Origin of the sequence: Acinetobacter sp. Q186-3 (genome assembly GCF_013420655.1) — a bacterium.
Classification (GTDB): Bacteria; Pseudomonadota; Gammaproteobacteria; order Pseudomonadales; family Moraxellaceae; genus Acinetobacter; species Acinetobacter indicus.
The window spans coordinates 1-17,506 of sequence record NZ_VOXS01000010.1 but is presented as its reverse complement, the minus strand read 5'-3'; the positions used below and the strand labels follow the sequence as shown (position 1 = coordinate 17,506).

Sequence of the window (17,506 nt, the reverse complement as noted above, 5' to 3'; positions counted from 1 at the left end):
CTTATGAAAAATAAAGCTGCTCAATCAAAAGCATGGACAACGGTCCAAATTGCACGTCATCCAGAGCGTCCGCAATTCCTGGACTATGTAGGCGAAATTTTCACTGAATTTGATGCGCTGCACGGCGACCGTTTATTTGGTGATGATGGTGCAATGGTGGGTGGCTTGGCACGCTTCGATGGTCAGCCGGTCATGGTCGTGGGCCAGCATCGTGGTCGTAGTACCCGCGAGAAATTGCAGCACAATTTCGGCATGAGTAACCCGGAAGGTTACCGTAAGGCACAGCGTTTGCTGGATATGGCAGAACGTTTCAAGCTGCCGGTCTTTACCTTTATTGACACCATGGGTGCTTATCCGGGTGTGGGTGCAGAAGAACGTGGTCAGGCGGAAGCGATTGCTACCAGTCTTGCTCAATTATCGAACCTGAAAGTGCCGGTCGTGGCAACAGTTTTAGGTGAAGGCGGTTCAGGCGGTGCCTTGGGTATTGGTGTGGCGGACCGTGTGGTGATGTTATCTCACAGTATTTATTCAGTAATTTCTCCAGAAGGCTGTGCATCTATTTTGTGGAAAACTGCAGAAAAAGCAGAACAGGCAAGTGAAGCATTGGCACTGACTGCTGAAAAATTACAGCAGATGGGCATTGTTGAATATGTGGTTGATGAAGGTGAGGGTGCTCACTTGCAACCAGAAAAAGTCATGCAAGATTTAAAAGCCGTGTTAAAACAGGCTCTAGAAGAATTGCAACCGATGGATGCACAAGAACGATGCGAAGCACGTTACCAGCGTTTGATGAAGTTTGGCAGCGACAATTTAGGACTGGCGTCTTAACCCAGATTCAGTCTTTTCCAGAAGATACGCATTTTCTCATCGGATGTAGTGGCGGCATGGATTCCATGCTGCTGCTGCATCTGATGGCGTTTGTATGCCCGGAAAAAGTCCGGGCCATTTATATTGATCATCAATTACAGTCTTCCAGCCAGGCCTGGGGCGAATTTGTCCAGCAGCATTGTCAGGCCTTCAATATTCCGTGCATGATTCAAGCCGTACAGGTCGCCGAAGGCAATCTGGAACAGCAGGCACGCGCCGCACGTTATCAGGCATTTCAGCAGCATATTCAAACCAACGAGATATTGGTACTGGCCCATCATCAGCAGGATCAGGCAGAAACGGTGTTATTGCGCCTGTTTTCTGGTGCCGGTATTCCTGGCTTGTCGGCCATGAAAACTTTCGATTCACGTCCTGAGCTGTCAATCTGGCGACCGTTGCTATCTTTATCGCGTGAGCAGATTCAGACCTGGTGCCAGCAGCTTTCGATTCCACATATTCAAGATCCGACCAATCAGGATATTCACTACGACCGGGCCTGGTGTCGGGAACAGTTGTGGCCGCTGTTAAATGCACGGTTCCCCAAAATGCAGCAAAGCATTTGCCGCAGCAGCCAGCTGATGCAGGATGCTGAGCAGATTTTGGCCGAAGTATTGCTGCAGGATTTAGCCAGCTGTGGCGATGCCGAGCATCTGGATTTACACCGTATTCAGCAATTGTCCGAGGCACGGCAACGCCAGTTACTGTCATTCTGGATGAAAGGGGACAGCCAGTACCGGCCAAGTTTTGACATGGTGCAGCGCATTCAGCAGGAAGTGATTCAGGCCCGGGCCGATGCGCAAGCAGCTTTGCATTGCAATGGCTTTTATTATGTGCGCTATCAAAATGTCATTTACCGTCTGCCCCAGCTGGAATATTTGGCCAGTCAACAGGCCATCCCTGCGCGGGAACCAGTGTGCTGCCAGTTGGGGCAAACCCTAGATTTACCAGCCGGACAGTTTCAGTTGAATGCACCGCATCAGGTTGGTTTGTCTTTTGCATTACTTCAACAAGAATTGACTTTAAGTACGCGAGTGGGCGGAGAAAAAATCCATCTTCATGGACGTGTCGGGGCCTGGCCATTAAAAAAGGCGATACAGCAGGCACAAATTTTTCCCTGGAAGCGTCATACAATTCAAATATTAAGCAGAGATAATGTTATGCTAGGGGTTTTCACGCCAAAAGGGTTTTGGCTGGCAGATTCTGCCTATTGCGAACCGGATGGCTGGCAACCGACTTTAATCTCTTAACTATAAAGAACTCAACCAAGAGTGTGAATCATGAGTGCAGTGTTAAATTGTAATATTAGTTTTATTGGTGGCGGAAATATGGCACAGGCCTTAATTGGTGGCCTGATTGCACGTGGCATGCCTTCAACGCGTATTACAGTTGCTGATCCGGTCGAAAAAATCCGTTTGTTGCTTGAAGAAAAAGATGTACATGTGACCGAAGACAACCAGGCTGCCATTCGTGACGCCGATATTGTGGTGTTCGCAGTCAAACCGCAGGTGCTGGCCAGCGTGCTGCAACCGCTAAAAGGGCAGTTTGAAGGCAAACTGGTGATTTCGATTGTTGCCGGTGCAGAAATTGCCACCATTTCGGCATTGCTCGATACCGACCGTGTGGTACGGGTGATGCCAAATACCCCGGCACTGGTACAAACTGGTGCGCATGGTTTATATGCGCATGATGCGGTCGATAGCAAAGACCGTGAATTGGCAAGTCAGGTTTTGGCTGCCACGGGTTTAACAATTTGGGTAAACTCTGAAGCGCAAATTGATGCAGTCACGGCAGTATCCGGTTCTGGCCCGGCTTACTTTTTCTATATGATGGAAAGTATGATTCGTGCCGGCAAAAACTTGGGCCTGGATGAAAAAGTGGCAACGGCTTTAACCTTGCAAACTGCGTTGGGTGCGGCACAAATGGCAATTACCAGTTCCAATACCCCGGCAGAGCTGCGTAAAAACGTGACCTCTCCAAACGGGACCACGCAGGCAGCGTTGGAAGTGTTTGACCGTGCGCAAGTGTCGCAGAATATTCAGGCGGCGTTGGCGGCTGCCAAAACACGCAGTCAGGAACTGGCTGCCGAGCTGAGTGACAGCATTAAATAAAGTATTTAATTTTAGGAACGTTCAAGTATGGGTGCAAATTCTGCGCTAATTTTTGGCATCATCATTAACGTAGCGATTTTGCTCGTCTTCTTCCGTTTTCTCATGCAGCTGGCTGCGGTGAGTCCTTATAATCCGGTGGTGTTGTCTACGATCAAGGCCACGAAAATTGTAGATGTATTTAGCCGTATTTTCCCGACCGTGGCAAAAGGCCGGGTGAATCTGGCGGCATTGGCGCTGCTGGTGGTGCTTTATCTGCTGAAAAATTACGGCATGATGTATTTAAACGGGGCGATGCCTAATGGCCCGGTACATCTGCTGATTCTCACCTTTGTGACCATGATTCAGGACCTGCTACGTTTCTGTCGTTACCTGATTTTTGCCACCATTATTTTAAGTTGGGTAGTGATGTTTACCCAGTCACGCGGGCCTTATATTGAAGTGATTCAGGAGCTGGCAGAACCTTTACTGGCGCCGTTTCGCCGGATCATGCCGAATATGGGCATGATTGACCTGTCTCCAATTCTGGCATTTCTGGCGTTATATATTGCTGAAATTCTGATGAACCAGGTGGCGATTGTTTTGCTGACCGGCTTCTAATAAATTCAGCTCAAGAAAAAAAGGACTCAATTGAGTCCTTTTTTATGGCTCAAGTTTTGAGGTGAAGACCTTGATATTTCGCCCAAGAGGCAAATGACCTTCAGCCCAGCCTTCCTCCGAGGAGGAAGGTGGAAAGACTTTAGTGTGCTTCATCCCAGTTCTGGCCTTTACCCACTTCGACCACCAGCGGAACAGACAGTTCAATCACCGACTGCATCACTTCGGCCAGTTTGGGTGCCAGTTCATCGGTGACATTGGCATCGACTTCAAACACCAGTTCATCGTGCACCTGTAGCAGCATTTTGGCCTGATGGCGTGGCAGCATTTTATCTACCTCCACCATGGCCATTTTAATAATATCTGCCGCAGAGCCTTGTAAGGGCGCATTAATTGCTGCACGTTCTGCTGCTTTACGCACCATCATGTTACGGGCATCAATATCCGGGGTATATAAACGGCGGCCGGTCAGGGTTTCAACAAAGCCTTGTTCCAGAGCCACCTGACGGGTGCGCTGCATATATTCATAAATGCCCGGATAACGCTGGAAGTATTGCTTGATATAGTTCTGCGATTCTTCCCGGGTAAAGCCCAATTGACGGATCAGACCAAATTCGGACATACCATATAACAGGCCGAAGTTAACCGCTTTGGCCTGGCGACGCTGATCCGGCGTGACATCTTCCAGGGCAATATTCAACACTTCTGCAGCGGTACGGCGGTGTACATCCTGACCATGATTGAAGGCATCAACCAGCGCGTCATCTTGCGAGAAATGCGCCATTAAACGCAGTTCAATTTGCGAATAGTCGGCAGCCAGTAACACGCGGCCTTCTGGTGCAATAAAGGCTTTACGAATTTGACGGCCAATATCCATACGCACTGGAATATTTTGCAGGTTCGGATCGGTCGAAGACAGACGGCCTGTTGCGGTCAGTGCCTGATGATAACTGGTATGCACGCGATGGCTGCTGCTATTAGCCTGCTTTTGTAAGCCATCCGTATAGGTACTTTTCAGTTTAGACAGACCGCGATATTCCACAATCAGGCTGGCAATCGGGTGCTCAATCTTTTCTAAAATACTTTCACTGGTGCTGTATTGGCCGGTGGCAGTTTTCTTGCCGCCTTTGATGCCCAGCTTTTCAAACAGGATTTCGCCAACCTGTTTGGGCGAGCTGACATTAAACGGCTGGCCGGCCAGTTCAATAATCTGCTGTTCCAGTTGCAGCATGGTATTGGAGAATTCTACGCCCAGCTGATCCAGGAAATTCAGATCCAGCTTGATGCCGTTTTCTTCCATCTGGGTTAGCACGCGTGCTACCGGCATTTCAATATGATGCAGCAGATTGCTTAGTTCCGGATGACGCTGCAGCTTTTCATTCAGCACTTCATACAGGCGATACGTCACATGTGCATCTTCGGCGGCATAATGCGCGGCTGTTTCAATCTCGATCTGGTTAAAGGTTTTCTGTTTGGCGCCTTTACCGGCAATCTGTTCATAGGTGGTGGTCAGGTGACTTAAATACAGACGCGCCACATCATCCATCCCATGACGGGTGGCGACAGAATTTAAGACATACGAGGCCAGCATGGTGTCAAAGTACCAGCCCTGTAAGTGAATACCGTGGTTTTCCAGCACATGTGCATCATATTTTAAATGATGGCCAATTTTTTCAACCGCTGGATTTTCCAGAATCGGTTTGATCTGCGCCAGCACCGCTTCACGGTTTAACTGTTCCGGTGCGCCGGCATAGTCATGCGCCAAAGGCACATAGAAGGCTTCCGTAGCATCAAAAGCCACCGAGAAGCCGACAATCTGGGCAATCCGATAATCTAGGCTGGTGGTTTCGGTATCAAAGGCAAAACGTGTGGCGGTGCTTAAACGCTGGAATAGCGCATCCCAGTCTGCCGGGCTTAACACCGTATGATAGGTGGCTTCACCTAGCTGGTCTTCACTGCTGCTGAGCTGGGCCTGATCTTCAGTAGCGACTTCTGCGGCCGCTGGGGTTTGGCTAATGGCCTGGCTGACCTGTTTATAGCTGTTGCTGTTCGGGTTGTTCGGATGATCGAGCGACTGTAGCTGGTTCCGGAACTCCAGTTCGGTATACAGACGGCGCAATTCTTCGGTATTCGGATCGCATAGTTTCAGATCTGCAAAGGTCAGGCCCATGTCCAGATCGCAGACAATACTGGCCAGTTGATGATCAATGGCAATACCATCGACATTGTCTTTAATATTCTGGCCAACGCGACCTTTAATTTTGTCGACATTTTCTAGAATTCCGCCTAAAGAGCCGTATTCAGTCAGCAGTTTGGCGGCAGTTTTAGCACCCACGCCCGGAACACCCATAATCCCGTCCGAGGCATCGCCCATCAGGGTCAGATAATCAACAATCTGATTCGGCCATACGCCAAATTTCTCAAAGACACCCTGCACATCCATTGGTTTCTCTTTGAAGCTGTCTTCCAGCGTAACTTTGTCGGTCACCAGCTGAGCCATGTCTTTGTCGCCGGTGGAAATTAACACCTGATGACCTTCGGCTTCGGCGCGTTTGGCCAGCGTGCCAATAATATCGTCGGCTTCGGCACCCGGCAGCATATAAAGAGGAATCCCCAGTGCGCGAATTAAGGCGTGTAAATAAGGAATCTGCTGTGACAGTTCATCTGGCATACTTGGACGGTCACCTTTATAAATGGGTGACAGTTCGTGACGGAAGGTTGGTTCCGGGGTATCAAAAATCACCGCCATATGGGTAGGCTGGGTACGGCGCATCAGTTTCTGGATTGCGGAAATTGCCCCACGGATGGCGTTGGTATGTATACCGGTTGACGTGGTTAAAGGGGGTAAGGCGTGAAACGCACGAAATAAAAAATAAGACCCATCGACCAAGACAAATGGTGGCATTGAAAGTTTCCTAATCCAAAAAACCTGTTTATTGTACGTGATTTTACACACGCACGCTGAGTGATGATTGTATATGCAGGTTACCGAATATCTGATGAATATAAAATAAGCACTGTGCAAGTTGTTGTATGATCAGCACAATTAATAAAGGAATAAAACAAGATGCTGAGAGGGCAGAGCGAAATCCGCATGATCTGGTTGATGAGCCTGATGATTGTCGCCATCAGCGCGTGGTTTTTATCATTTCCACTGCTGACCTATGTCTGTGGTTTTGCGCTGCTGATGAGTGTCATGCACTATGTCGATGCTATTCAGCAACCGGCCCAGGCGCTAGGCGAACAGCGGTTGATTGCATTTCGTGCCACCTCCAAAGTGCCGCTGTATCTCTCCTCGATTATTGCCGTAGTCGGTGGGCTGCTGGATTGGGGCTGGATGATTGCTGCTGGCGCTGCGGCCTGGATTTTCTTTTTTCTGCGCTGGCTGCGGCGTCTGGAACAGTATTTGGGTCAGATTCAACAGGCCCAGCATTTTTTGCCGCAGCCGGCTTCTTCGGTACAGCCGGACATACCGCCTTTACCTTTGAGTGCAACAGCTGAAGCTGCGCCAGCGCCTGCTCCCAATTTAGTCCAGCAAATCAAACACTGGATTTTTGACGGTAATCCGGTGCTGAAAACCGCGATTTCTATTTTGGTGATCGGCATTATTCTGCTACTGCGTTTTGCCACGGAACATTGGCAGCTGAGCCTGGCCACCAAACTGGCCATGGTCGCGCTGAGCAGTGCTGCCGTGACCGGACTGGGTTATCGCCTGCAACAGCGCAATCGCAGTTTTGCCCTGGGGCTGGAAGGGCTCGGGCTGGCGGCCTTGTGTCTGACCTTATTCTTTGCCTATTACAATGCGGTGATTCCAAACTTGCTGATAGCCAGCGGCTGTTTTCTGCTACTAATGGCCCTGACGTTATGGCTGAGTTTAAGACAGCAGTCGGTTGAACTGGCGTTAATGGCCATGGTGATGGCCTATCTGGCGCCGTTTACCTTGCCGGTACGTGATGCAACTGCGCCTGAATTTATTAGCTATTATCTGGTGATTAATATTGCGGTGGCCGTGCTCAGCAGCCTGCAGCCGTGGAAGTTTTTGAATCAGATTGCCTTTTTAATGACGGTGCTGGTGGGTGGCAGCTATGCCTTTGTGCATGGCAGCGATGCTGACCGCGACCTGATGACCGTGCTGATTCTGGCACATGCCGCTATCTTTATCTGGCTGGGTTTCCGTTTTAGCCAGTTATTGGCGCAGCAGGACTTAGACAAGTTTAAGCTCAAGCCGGCGCTGGATATTGGGCTGATTTTTGCTGCACCGTTGCTGGCCTATAGCAGTTTATATGTGCTGCATTTTCAGGATACGGCCTGGCAGGCAGGGCTTAGTCTGCTGTTTGCACTGCTGTTCGCCGGGTTGTACCGATTGTCCAGACACCATCAAACGGTACAGCTAATTGCGCACAGCTATTTAAGCCTGACCTTAATTTTTCTGGCCTTAATTCCGCCGATTCTATTACCAGCTGAAAAAAGTGTCATGGGCTGGGCCATTGAAGGCCTGCTGATTTTCCTGTTGGGGCTGGTGCGGCAGTCCAAAATCAGTCTGTATCTAGCCATGGGCCTGCTGGTCGTGGCGGGGCTGTCGAGCCTGTATTATCTGGTGGAGCTGATTGTATTTCCACGCGCCATGTTCTGGGTATTGTGCCTGAGCTATGTGGGCGTGGTATTGCTGTCCAATAGCCGGCTGCAGTTTCAGCAACAACTTAGTAGCAGTATGATTGGCTTTCAATGTCTGCTGATGTTGCTGGCGACCACCATGCTGCTGGTGCTGCTCCAAGATGAATGGTCCGGCGAGCTCAGTGCGGTGCTGAGCCTGTTCAGCCTGAGTCTGGCCTATTGGGTTGTGAATGAAATCCTGTTACGCCGACAGGCCGGGGTGGCCTGGTTATTCAGCAAATGGTCGGGCCTGGTTCCCTTGCTGCTGTTTGCGGCAGGAATTGTCATGCTGCGGATGCAGCAGGGTAGTATTGTCTGGGCATCTTTCAATGAGCGGCTGTTGTTTGCCGGAGCTGGCATCATCCTCAGTCTGCTCTGGTTAAGGCCGCTTTTAGGTGTACGAACCGAAAAAGAATGGGTCAGTGCCGGTACTTTACTCAGTCTGCTACTGACCAGTCTGACTTTATTACCGCAGCAACCGTATATCAGTATGGTGATTTTACCGCTGCTGTTTTGCGGCTGGTGTTACTGGCAGGCACAGCCCGACTGGCAGATGTTCTGGCAGGCCCGAAGCAGTTTGCTGTTGATGCTGGCCTGGATGATCTGTTCGCAGCTGTTAAGCCAGCAGGCGTTTCATGGCTATCTGCTGCCCATCTTAAATCCTTTTGATCTGGTCAGCATCGCCATGCTGGTCGGCTTTTTATGGATGCTGTCATTGCAGGTTAAGGCTGGGCTGGATCGGAGTATGGCTGCAGTGTTGATGGTGCTGAGTTTATTGTGGCTGAGTAGCTATATTGTGCTGCGTGGCTTGCATGTCTATGTGGGAACGCCGCTGAATGAACTGGCGCTGTGGCGTAATGGCACGGTGCAACTGAGTTTGACTTTACTTTGGGTCAGCCTGGCATTTGTCACCATGAGCTGGGCCAGCCGCAAACAGTTACGCTCGGTCTGGGTCCTAGGCGGCAGTATTCTGGTGATTGTCAGCTTAAAGCTGGTGCTGTTTGATCTGTCGCATATTGGCACTTTAACCCGGGTCATTTCATTTTTAGCTGCCGGTGCGGTGATGCTGATTATTGCCTATATTGCGCCAATGCCCGATCCAGAACAACCGGTTGAACGCTCACCCTCTGAATAGAAAAAGCCTTCTCTTGGTGGAGAAGGCTAATATTACAAAATTTATTTTAAATCCGGTTCACGTTTCAGGGCTTTTTCATTGGCATATTGATCAATCTCTGCATTTTCCAGCGGTCGGGACAGCGGATGATCGACAAAGCCCATTTTCGGTACCGGAATTTCAATCTGGTTATCGACAAAGCCATTACGAATCCGTTCCTGCATTTCATCACGCACTCGCAGGAAATTTTCCTGCTGGCACCAGATCGCAAATAACAGTTCAATTGAGGATTCTCGGAAGGCAGTTACTGTCACCGCAGGTTTCGGATCGGCCAGCACCAATGGATATTTATTGGCCACATCCAGCAGCACTTCACGCACCTTGATAATATCTTCATGGAAATTAATGGCCAAAGTAATTGGAATCCGCCGGATCGGGAATTTGGACAGGTTGTGTACTGGCGCCCGAATCAGCTGTTCGTTCGGTAAACGCACATACACGTTGTCCTGGGTGAGCAGTTTTACCGAGAGCAGGTCAATCGAAATCACTTCACCTTCTACGGTATGACCACGAATGAGGGTAATCTGGATGGTGTCGCCCACTTCAAAGGAACCTTCACCAATCAGGAACAGACCGCTGATTAGGTTGGAAGCCGAAGTTTGTGACGCGAAACCCAACGCCACGGTTAAGATACCGGCTGCACCCAGGAAGACACTAAGTTTAAAGCCGGCTTCTTTCAGGCTGGCCATCACAAAAATCAGGAAAATAAAATAGAAAATCCCGCGACGCCAGACCAGACTCTGATGCGCATTAAAGCGTTTCCCAATGGTGCGAATAAAGGCATTAGAGACAAAACGCGCCACCAGAAAGCCTAAGAAGCACAGCACCAGCGCCACCAGAATTTCAGTCAGGCGCTCGGTATTAATGTTGGTAAAAATCCCTTTCAGGCTATTGGTAATTTCTTTAGGGATATTGGAATCGGCCATGTCTACTCCCTAGAAGAACGAATCAAACATATTAAATAAGGCCCCTGCGGTTTCACGTGGCGGATGCACATAAATCACTTCACCGGCATGCGGTGGGGTGCGGTTTTCAATCCGTACCCGTGGCGGCCGGTCGGAACCTTCGTGCAAGACTTTAATCTGCGAGGTCCATAAACGTCCGGTACTTTCACTAAAAAATAGCGGTAGTGCCGGCACCGGTACATTCATCCGGTCAAAGCGCAATTGCTGGTTGCTGATATTATGAAACTCAATAGGCGTAATGGCACGAAAGGCGCGCGGGCGTAGCTGGTGCAGCTCGGTCCGGCCATCCACCGCGGTGGCATAACAGATTTCGCCATAACGGTGATTCGGTCCAAACCAGGTATCTTTGGGCAAAATCACCGGCAAATCAAAAATTGGCTCACGCTGGCCATCAACAAAACCAGCAATCCATAATGGGGTACTAATGTATAGCGTGCCGCGCTGGCCAGCCGGAATATAAATCGGATCGACCGGTTTAATCACCACCGACCGATCTGCCAGACGCGGCATCAGCTGGAGTTTGTTGGTGGTTGATTTGAACATGTAGCGTTCAATTTTCACCGGCTGTGGAAAGGAAAAATTCGGGTCATTGATGCGATGCCATTGCTGTTCATAGTCATACTGCACCTGCGGACGGTGATATTCCAGACGCCACTCCTGCATGCCGCGTGTTAAACGAAACAGCAGGGAGCCAAATTGCCAGGCCTTGGGCTGATGCAGTTCAAACTCGTGTTCGCCCCACCATTTTAAATCGGGCAATTCATCATGATTCAGTAATTCATTCGGATGCGGCAAGGGCGTCTTCCTTTCAATTTAAAACCCTAAAAACAGACTTCACGCTGTCATAAGCTTAGAGTACACTCAAATGAGATTTTTTCATCATTATTATAATCGCTGATGCAAGTACTTAAACAATTACAAATTCCCTATAGTTTTGCAAAACGCCATGGCGTGCTAATTCGCTATGAGGGGGATCATGCTTTTATCGTGCGCCGTGAAAATACGCCGCTGCTGGCTATTCAGGAGGCGCGCCGTTTTCTCGGGCATCCGGCCCAGTTCCAGTTATGTACCGATCAGGAATTTCATCAGCTGTTAAGCAGCAGTTTTGCCGGCGATACCGGGGAATCACAACAGGTTGCAGCAGGCCTGGAAGATCATCCAGATTTACTCAGTCTGGCCGACTCGGTACCTGAAGCCGAAGATTTAATGGATCAGGAAGATGATGCGCCCATTGTCCGGCTGATTAATGCACTGCTGTCCGAAGCGATTCGGGTCGGTGCGTCGGATATTCATATTGAATCGTTTGAAAAACGCTTATCGGTGCGTTTGCGGGTAGATGGACAATTACGTGAAATTGTACAGCCGCGTCGTGAGCTGGCGCCGTTACTGGTATCGCGGATTAAAGTCATGGCCAAACTGGATATTGCTGAAAAACGCATTCCGCAAGATGGCCGTATTTCGCTGCGACTGGCGGGCCGTGAAGTCGATGTGCGGGTATCAACCTTGCCATCCTCGCATGGTGAACGAGTGGTGATGCGTCTGCTGGATAAACAGGCCGGACGGCTGAACATGACCCATTTGGGCCTAATGCAAAATGATTATGACCGGCTAAAACAGCTGGTGCATCGTCCGCATGGCATTATCTTGGTGACTGGTCCAACCGGTTCGGGGAAAACCACCACCTTGTATGCAGCACTGTCGGACCTGAATGATGGCTCGAAAAATATTCTGACCGCTGAAGACCCGATTGAATATCAGCTGGAAGGGATTGGGCAAACCCAGGTCAACACCAAGGTCGATATGACTTTCGCCCGTGCTTTAAAAGCCATGCTGCGTCAGGACCCGGATGTGGTAATGGTCGGGGAAATCCGTGATCTGGAAACCGCAGAAATTGCGGTACAGGCTTCGCTGACTGGTCACCTGGTATTATCGACCTTGCACACCAATACTGCGATTGGTGCCGTAACCCGTTTAAAAGATATGGGCATTGAACCTTTCCTGCTGTCCAGTTCCCTGATTGGTGTGATTGCGCAGCGTCTGGTCCGAACCTTGTGCTCGCACTGCGCCACCTGGCATGATGCTGATGACTTTGAAAAAGAACTGTTTAAACCTGTCAGCAGTGCAGAGGTATTGCGCCTGCCGAAACCGAAAGGCTGTGAGCAGTGTGCGCATACCGGATTTACTGGCAGGACCGCCATTTATGAAATTGTGCCGGTAGATGATCACATGCGCCGCCTGATTCATGGCAATGCTGCAGAGTATGAACTGGAAAACTATGCGCGCCAGCAATCTGGTTCGATTCGTGAAGACGGTTTGCGTAAGGTGCTGGCCGGTAAAACCACAGTCGAAGAAGTATTACGCGTCACCAATGAAGCAGCAGACTAGCAGATTTGCAGAGTCTATTTAAAAAATCGTCAGTCCCTACCACAGGCTGACGATTTTTTGCATTAATAGGGCACGTAAGGGCGCCGTCGGATTGCCGGGATTGCGCTGGCTTTCATGAGTATAAAATGCCTGCCAGGCCTGCACCATCTCCAGGGTTAAACCTTGAATTTGCATCTGATGCACATCGGCAGCTGTGATGGAATCTAAACGCGCTTGCGCACCTTCCGGGCCGCTGCCCCAGCCAATCAGTCCCTGTCCAAAGGCCGGCAGTTTCATCTTGTTCGGTGTGGCTGGAACCGGCAGACGTGCCATCTCCGGATTGACCTGAGAATAAACCACAGGACGCATTTTTTCAGAAATACTCAGCTCGGCCAAGGCCAGTGTTGAGCACAGTAGCCCCAGACTGGTGATCACGCTTTTAAACATCAGGATAATTTTTTGTTGAAAATAAGAATCATTATTATATGCAAGTTGAAAGCTTACGTCGATAACAATATCAGCGAGATCAAGGGAAAGACTTAATAATTGACTAACACGCGATGCTGCATTAAAGGCATTGACTCGCGTACCTGTTGCTGTTCTTTCAGGTCAAATTCGACTGTAATCAGTTGCGCGCCTTCGTCCTGCACCATGGCCAGTAATTGTCCACGGGAATTGGTCGCACCAGAATGACCCCAGGTTTGACGTTTTTCGCCGTGCCAGCCTTGCTGGGCAGCACCTAAAACCTGACACTGACTGTCCATGGCACGTGCTTGTAGCAGCAGCTGCCAGTGCATCTGGCCAGTGGTGTAGGTAAAAGCAGAAGGTGCTGTCAGAAGATTGGCGCCTTGTGCACGCAGTTTTAGCGCCAGTTCCGGGAAACGTAGGTCATAGCAGACCATCAGGCCAATATTGCCAAATGGGGTTTTGGCCACCACAACGTCTTGGCCCGGTTCAAAGAATTTGGATTCCTGATAACCCCCGACGGCATCACCCACCTGTACATCAAACAGGTGAATCTTGTCATAACGGGCTTCGGTTTTTTCCGGACTGATACACAGGCTGACAGTACGTACCCGGCCATCTTCAATGACTGAACCATCCGGGCGGAATGGACACGGCAGGGTACCCGCCACCAGCCAGATTTGATGCTGATGGGCCAGTTGTTCCAGACGTTGTTGAATAGATTCAAACTGGGCTGCAGTTTCGCGCTGCTTGCCGGCAGCAAAACAGATAAAATTTTCAGGAAGAACCAGCAGTTCACTGCCGGCGGCTTTACTCTGCTGAATCAGCTGCTCGACTGTGTTGAAATTGGCTTCAATATCATTTTGCGAGTTCATCTGTGCAACAGAAACGAAAGTCATGCAGGCATTCTCCCAAACTGAAAATTATACGTTTTGCTGATTAGACACCTGTTCCAAGTTGTCCTGTTCTTTTTGTAGCTGTTTGACCAGGGGTTCAAACATATTCTGGTTGCTGTCGTTGAGTTTCATCAGGGTTTTGTGGGCATCCAGTACGGTCGACAGCATATTGCTATGCGTCACATGCTCTTCAATCAGGGCACGGGTGCAGACACTCGGATCGCCACAGTAATTCAGAATCACAAACACCTGCCCCAAGCCCATGCTATTGGCCAGTGTGGTGATGTCCGGATTGGTCGACAGCATAACCGCCTGAATCTGATGTACCTGTTTAAGTTTTAGCCCGAGTTTTGCCAAAACACCCAAAACAGTACTGTCAATAAATGTGGTTTGAGTTAAATCGACAATGGCGCCGACCACATTGGTTTGCTGTTCAATTTTACTGAGTAGTTTGTCTAAACTGATACAAGATTGGGCACGCACTTCGCCGATCAGCTTGAAAATATGCGTTCCATCCAAACTTGCGTATTCAACATGACCTGTTGACATATAAATGCCATTTGCAGAGAAGGATAGATAAAATTATCCCATAGGGACACCACAGACTCAAGTGTCTGCTATGGACATAAGTCTAAGGATGGTTTTAAGTGGTTGATTAAGTGATTAATTCAGTCGGCACAAACTGAGGATGGCAATATCATCGGCCACGTGTTCTGGCGCTTTAAAGGACTGATTCTGCAAGTGATAGACCAGTTGTTCAAACTGTTCATTGAGTCCGCCGACATAAGGTTCAAGCGCACCATCTGAACAGATAATAAAGCGCGCCTGACGTGACAGCACGCATTCATATTCTTCTACTTCCAGGTCTTCGGTCAGGCCCAACGGGAAGCTGCTGGTGTTTAAGATTTTCGGTGGCTGATTTGGCTCAAAGATAATCGCAGGCGGATAATGTCCGGCACTGGACCAGCGCAGCTGATGGGTTTCCAGGTTTAAAATCCCGCTAATCATGGTGATATGCTTTTCAATATTTTCCTGTACCAGCATCCCGTTCAGTTTTTTCAGTAACTCGCGCGGGGTTTTGGAACGACCATGAAAAGCCGCCATCCACGAGGTTAATAAACTGCTGGTTACCCCATGGCCGGACACATCGGCCAGATAAAAAATCAGCTCTTTGTCACTAATTTTCCAGTAATCGAACCAGTCGCCAGATAAATAGGCCGAAGGCTGAAACAGGGTTTCAATTTCATAATTGACCAGTTCAATTGGGTTTGGCAGTAAACGTTTTTGTAACTCTGCAGCCGAGGGTAAATCACGACTGTCCTGGTTGCGTTTATATTGCGCATCAATTTTAAGCAGGGCCTGCTGCGGCTCTGCTGGCAGTTTGCTCCAGATCCAGCCGGCCAGAGCGCCTTGTTCCCAGGCCTGTGACAGGGCCAGACCTTCATTTTCAAAGCCCAAAACAATGGTCGGTAAATTCCAGCGATGGGTTAAATAATCCTGCACATCGGCAATGGCAATGATGGTCTGATCATATAGGTCGATGTCATCTATGCGAATCATTTGCACACTGGGCAGTGTGTCAATCACCTGATCTAGATAGGGAATATCACGTGTGGGCTGAATGAAATACATAAATGTAGAATATAATCCTATGCGCTTTAGGGGATAGATGTACTATAACAATCAATGAATTACTAGGGGAAGTTGAACTTCCCGCCAGAAAGAAGTATTACAAATTATTCAGTGAGCGGTGCAACTGAATCAAAGTTTTCTTCATCTTCGATGTAGTCGTCTTCGACATCTTCAATAAATGAAATGCTCTCGGCCTCTAAGCCTTTTTTCTCGGCAATTTCAAAGTTTTTACGCTGCAGGTAAATATCACGAATAGCGGCATAGCGATCCCCTTGTAACACCTGTTCTACATCCAGAATCTGGGAACGGGCATCAATGCCGCGTAAAGCCTGCTCGGTCCAGTACAGTCCATCATGATCTTCTAGAATGTATTTTTGTGGACGGGCCTGACTGTCAACCAGACGGCTAAAACCATCACGGAAGGTACTTGGGCCAATAATCGGCAAAACCAGATACGGGCCAGACGGCACCCCGAAATAGCCTAAAGTGGTGCCAAAATCTTCATCTTCGGTTTCCATTCCCAAACGACGGGCCGGATCAGCCAGACCTAAAGTGGTGATGGTATTTACAGTAAAACGGCCCAGCGTTTTTGCTGCTCTGAGCGGACGGCCCTGAATCAGCTGGTTTACTGCATTCCATGGTTCACCCAGGTTTTTACGGAAGTTACGATAAGAACCACGCACATCGCCAGGAACTTTTTCTGTATATTGCACAGCCAGCGGACGGGCGATATTGCGGTCTAACACATCATTTAAGGCATAGACCTGACGGTTTAAAGGTTGTAGTGGATCTTTAACACTTTCCGGTTGTGCGGCATTGGCATTCACTTTCAAATCTTGTGCTTTAATATTTTTCAGCTCTTTTAAGGATTCAAAGCGTGAAGGGGCTTTGCTGGTTGCTGCAGATGAGTCTGCTTCTGCTGTGGTGCGGGTAGAACTGTCTACTGCAGATTCATTGGCAAAAGCAGGGGAGGCCATCCCTAAAGTCAGCAGGCTAATCCATACATATTGTTGTTGACGCATAAAAGATCCTAGTGCTTTGAATACTGAAAGCAAAAAAGAGAAAGCAGGGTCATTCGACCCAGCGCACATTTTAAGAGAGTATTTAAACACTTTTGGCCGAAATTTATAGCTAAAAAAGGTAAAATGAATAAAAAATAATCGGATGATTAAATTTTTTTATCAAAGGGCTTGCAAGCGTAAATATTTCGCCTATAATGCACATCCATCGGCGGTGATGTTGATAAAAACTTGTTGATAAACAAGGATTTAGCTAAAATGGTTGAGTTCTGGTTTAGGTGGTAAGTTTAGAAATAAAATCAACATTGCATGTTGACTTTCTAAAAATAGAGAGTAATATAGCCGACCTAGCTTGATGCTGACGAAGCATCGAGAAGATCATTAAGAGATTATGAAGAACAACTTGTGTGGATTTTTACTGGTTGATTAATCGAATATATTTTCATTAATTGATTGGTTTAAATTACTCGAAGTTTATTTGAGCGAAATTTAAGTCAGGAATTGATGAGCCAAGTTTAAGAACTTTACTTATAAAGTTCGAAATGATTTTAACTGAAGAGTTTGATCATGGCTCAGATTGAACGCTGGCGGCAGGCTTAACACATGCAAGTCGAGCGGAGCGAAGGTGCTTGCACCTTAGCTTAGCGGCGGACGGGTGAGTAATGCTTAGGAATCTGCCTATTAGTGGGGGACAACATTCCGAAAGGGATGCTAATACCGCATACGCCCTACGGGGGAAAGCAGGGGATCTTCGGACCTTGCGCTAATA

Annotated in this window: 14 protein-coding genes and 1 rRNA gene; 7 read left to right on the top strand and 8 right to left on the bottom strand. The window is 48.7% G+C overall.

Annotation, left to right across the window (positions count from 1 at the left end):
* Positions 1-3 precede the first annotated feature (3 nt).
* The 4 genes from FTT64_RS09865 to FTT64_RS09850 are packed head-to-tail and all read left to right on the top strand — an operon-like array spanning position 4 to position 3,572.
* Positions 4-828, top strand: a complete 825-nt coding sequence (locus FTT64_RS09865; protein WP_045795976.1) for an acetyl-CoA carboxylase carboxyltransferase subunit alpha — start codon at positions 4-6, stop codon at positions 826-828.
* Positions 765-2,114: a tRNA lysidine(34) synthetase TilS gene (tilS, locus tag FTT64_RS09860; protein WP_180103749.1), complete on the top strand. Its 1,350-nt coding sequence runs from the start codon at positions 765-767 to the stop codon at positions 2,112-2,114. Before FTT64_RS09865 ends, tilS begins: the two co-directional genes overlap by 64 nt.
* Before the next feature lie 30 nt (positions 2,115-2,144).
* Positions 2,145-2,975, top strand: a complete 831-nt coding sequence (proC, locus tag FTT64_RS09855; protein WP_005182498.1) for a pyrroline-5-carboxylate reductase — start codon at positions 2,145-2,147, stop codon at positions 2,973-2,975.
* Between the two features lie 27 nt (positions 2,976-3,002).
* The gene (locus tag FTT64_RS09850; protein ID WP_005182501.1) at positions 3,003-3,572 is read left to right on the top strand and encodes a YggT family protein; all 570 of its coding nucleotides are present in this window, start codon (positions 3,003-3,005) and stop codon (positions 3,570-3,572) included.
* 139 nt (positions 3,573-3,711) lie between these two features.
* Here the strand turns inward: FTT64_RS09850 and polA are convergent, their stop codons facing one another.
* Positions 3,712-6,474, bottom strand: a complete 2,763-nt coding sequence (polA, locus tag FTT64_RS09845) for a DNA polymerase I (protein WP_180182324.1) — start codon at positions 6,472-6,474, stop codon at positions 3,712-3,714.
* Positions 6,475-6,636: 162 nt separating this feature from the next.
* Between polA and FTT64_RS09840 the strand changes: the two genes are divergently transcribed.
* A complete protein-coding gene (locus FTT64_RS09840; protein WP_180182325.1) occupies positions 6,637-9,357 on the top strand; it encodes a DUF2339 domain-containing protein in 2,721 nt (906 codons plus the stop codon).
* Positions 9,358-9,398: 41 nt separating this feature from the next.
* Here FTT64_RS09840 and FTT64_RS09835 read toward each other — a convergent pair whose 3' ends face one another.
* Positions 9,399-10,322: a mechanosensitive ion channel family protein gene (locus tag FTT64_RS09835; RefSeq protein WP_016659510.1), complete on the bottom strand. Its 924-nt coding sequence runs from the start codon at positions 10,320-10,322 to the stop codon at positions 9,399-9,401.
* 9 nt (positions 10,323-10,331) lie between these two features.
* Positions 10,332-11,135: a hypothetical protein gene (locus FTT64_RS09830; protein WP_034598323.1), complete on the bottom strand. Its 804-nt coding sequence runs from the start codon at positions 11,133-11,135 to the stop codon at positions 10,332-10,334.
* A gap of 123 nt (positions 11,136-11,258) precedes the next feature.
* Between FTT64_RS09830 and gspE the strand changes: the two genes are divergently transcribed.
* Positions 11,259-12,746 carry a type II secretion system ATPase GspE gene (gene gspE, locus FTT64_RS09825; protein WP_016659509.1) on the top strand — a complete coding sequence of 496 codons (1,488 nt, stop codon included), beginning with the start codon at positions 11,259-11,261 and terminating at the stop codon, positions 12,744-12,746.
* A gap of 36 nt (positions 12,747-12,782) precedes the next feature.
* Here the strand turns inward: gspE and FTT64_RS09820 are convergent, their stop codons facing one another.
* From FTT64_RS09820 to FTT64_RS09800, 5 genes are all read right to left on the bottom strand, one after another.
* Positions 12,783-13,172, bottom strand: a complete 390-nt coding sequence (locus FTT64_RS09820; protein ID WP_168396721.1) for a DUF4951 domain-containing protein — start codon at positions 13,170-13,172, stop codon at positions 12,783-12,785.
* Between the two features lie 92 nt (positions 13,173-13,264).
* Positions 13,265-14,089 carry a carbon-nitrogen hydrolase family protein gene (locus tag FTT64_RS09815; protein WP_005182522.1) on the bottom strand — a complete coding sequence of 275 codons (825 nt, stop codon included), beginning with the start codon at positions 14,087-14,089 and terminating at the stop codon, positions 13,265-13,267.
* A 24-nt stretch (positions 14,090-14,113) separates the two neighbouring features.
* The gene (gigB, locus tag FTT64_RS09810) at positions 14,114-14,635 is read right to left on the bottom strand and encodes an anti-anti-sigma factor GigB (RefSeq protein WP_005182525.1); all 522 of its coding nucleotides are present in this window, start codon (positions 14,633-14,635) and stop codon (positions 14,114-14,116) included.
* 114 nt (positions 14,636-14,749) lie between these two features.
* Complete coding sequence (gigA, locus tag FTT64_RS09805; protein ID WP_168381930.1) at positions 14,750-15,718, bottom strand: RsbU family protein phosphatase GigA; 969 nt, start codon at positions 15,716-15,718, stop codon at positions 14,750-14,752.
* 104 nt (positions 15,719-15,822) lie between these two features.
* Entirely contained in the window at positions 15,823-16,740 is a 918-nt protein-coding gene (locus FTT64_RS09800; RefSeq protein WP_127799102.1) for a VacJ family lipoprotein, read from the bottom strand.
* A gap of 546 nt (positions 16,741-17,286) precedes the next feature.
* Here FTT64_RS09800 and FTT64_RS09795 point away from each other — a divergent pair.
* Positions 17,287-17,506 (top strand): 16S ribosomal RNA (locus tag FTT64_RS09795); the annotation flags it as partial.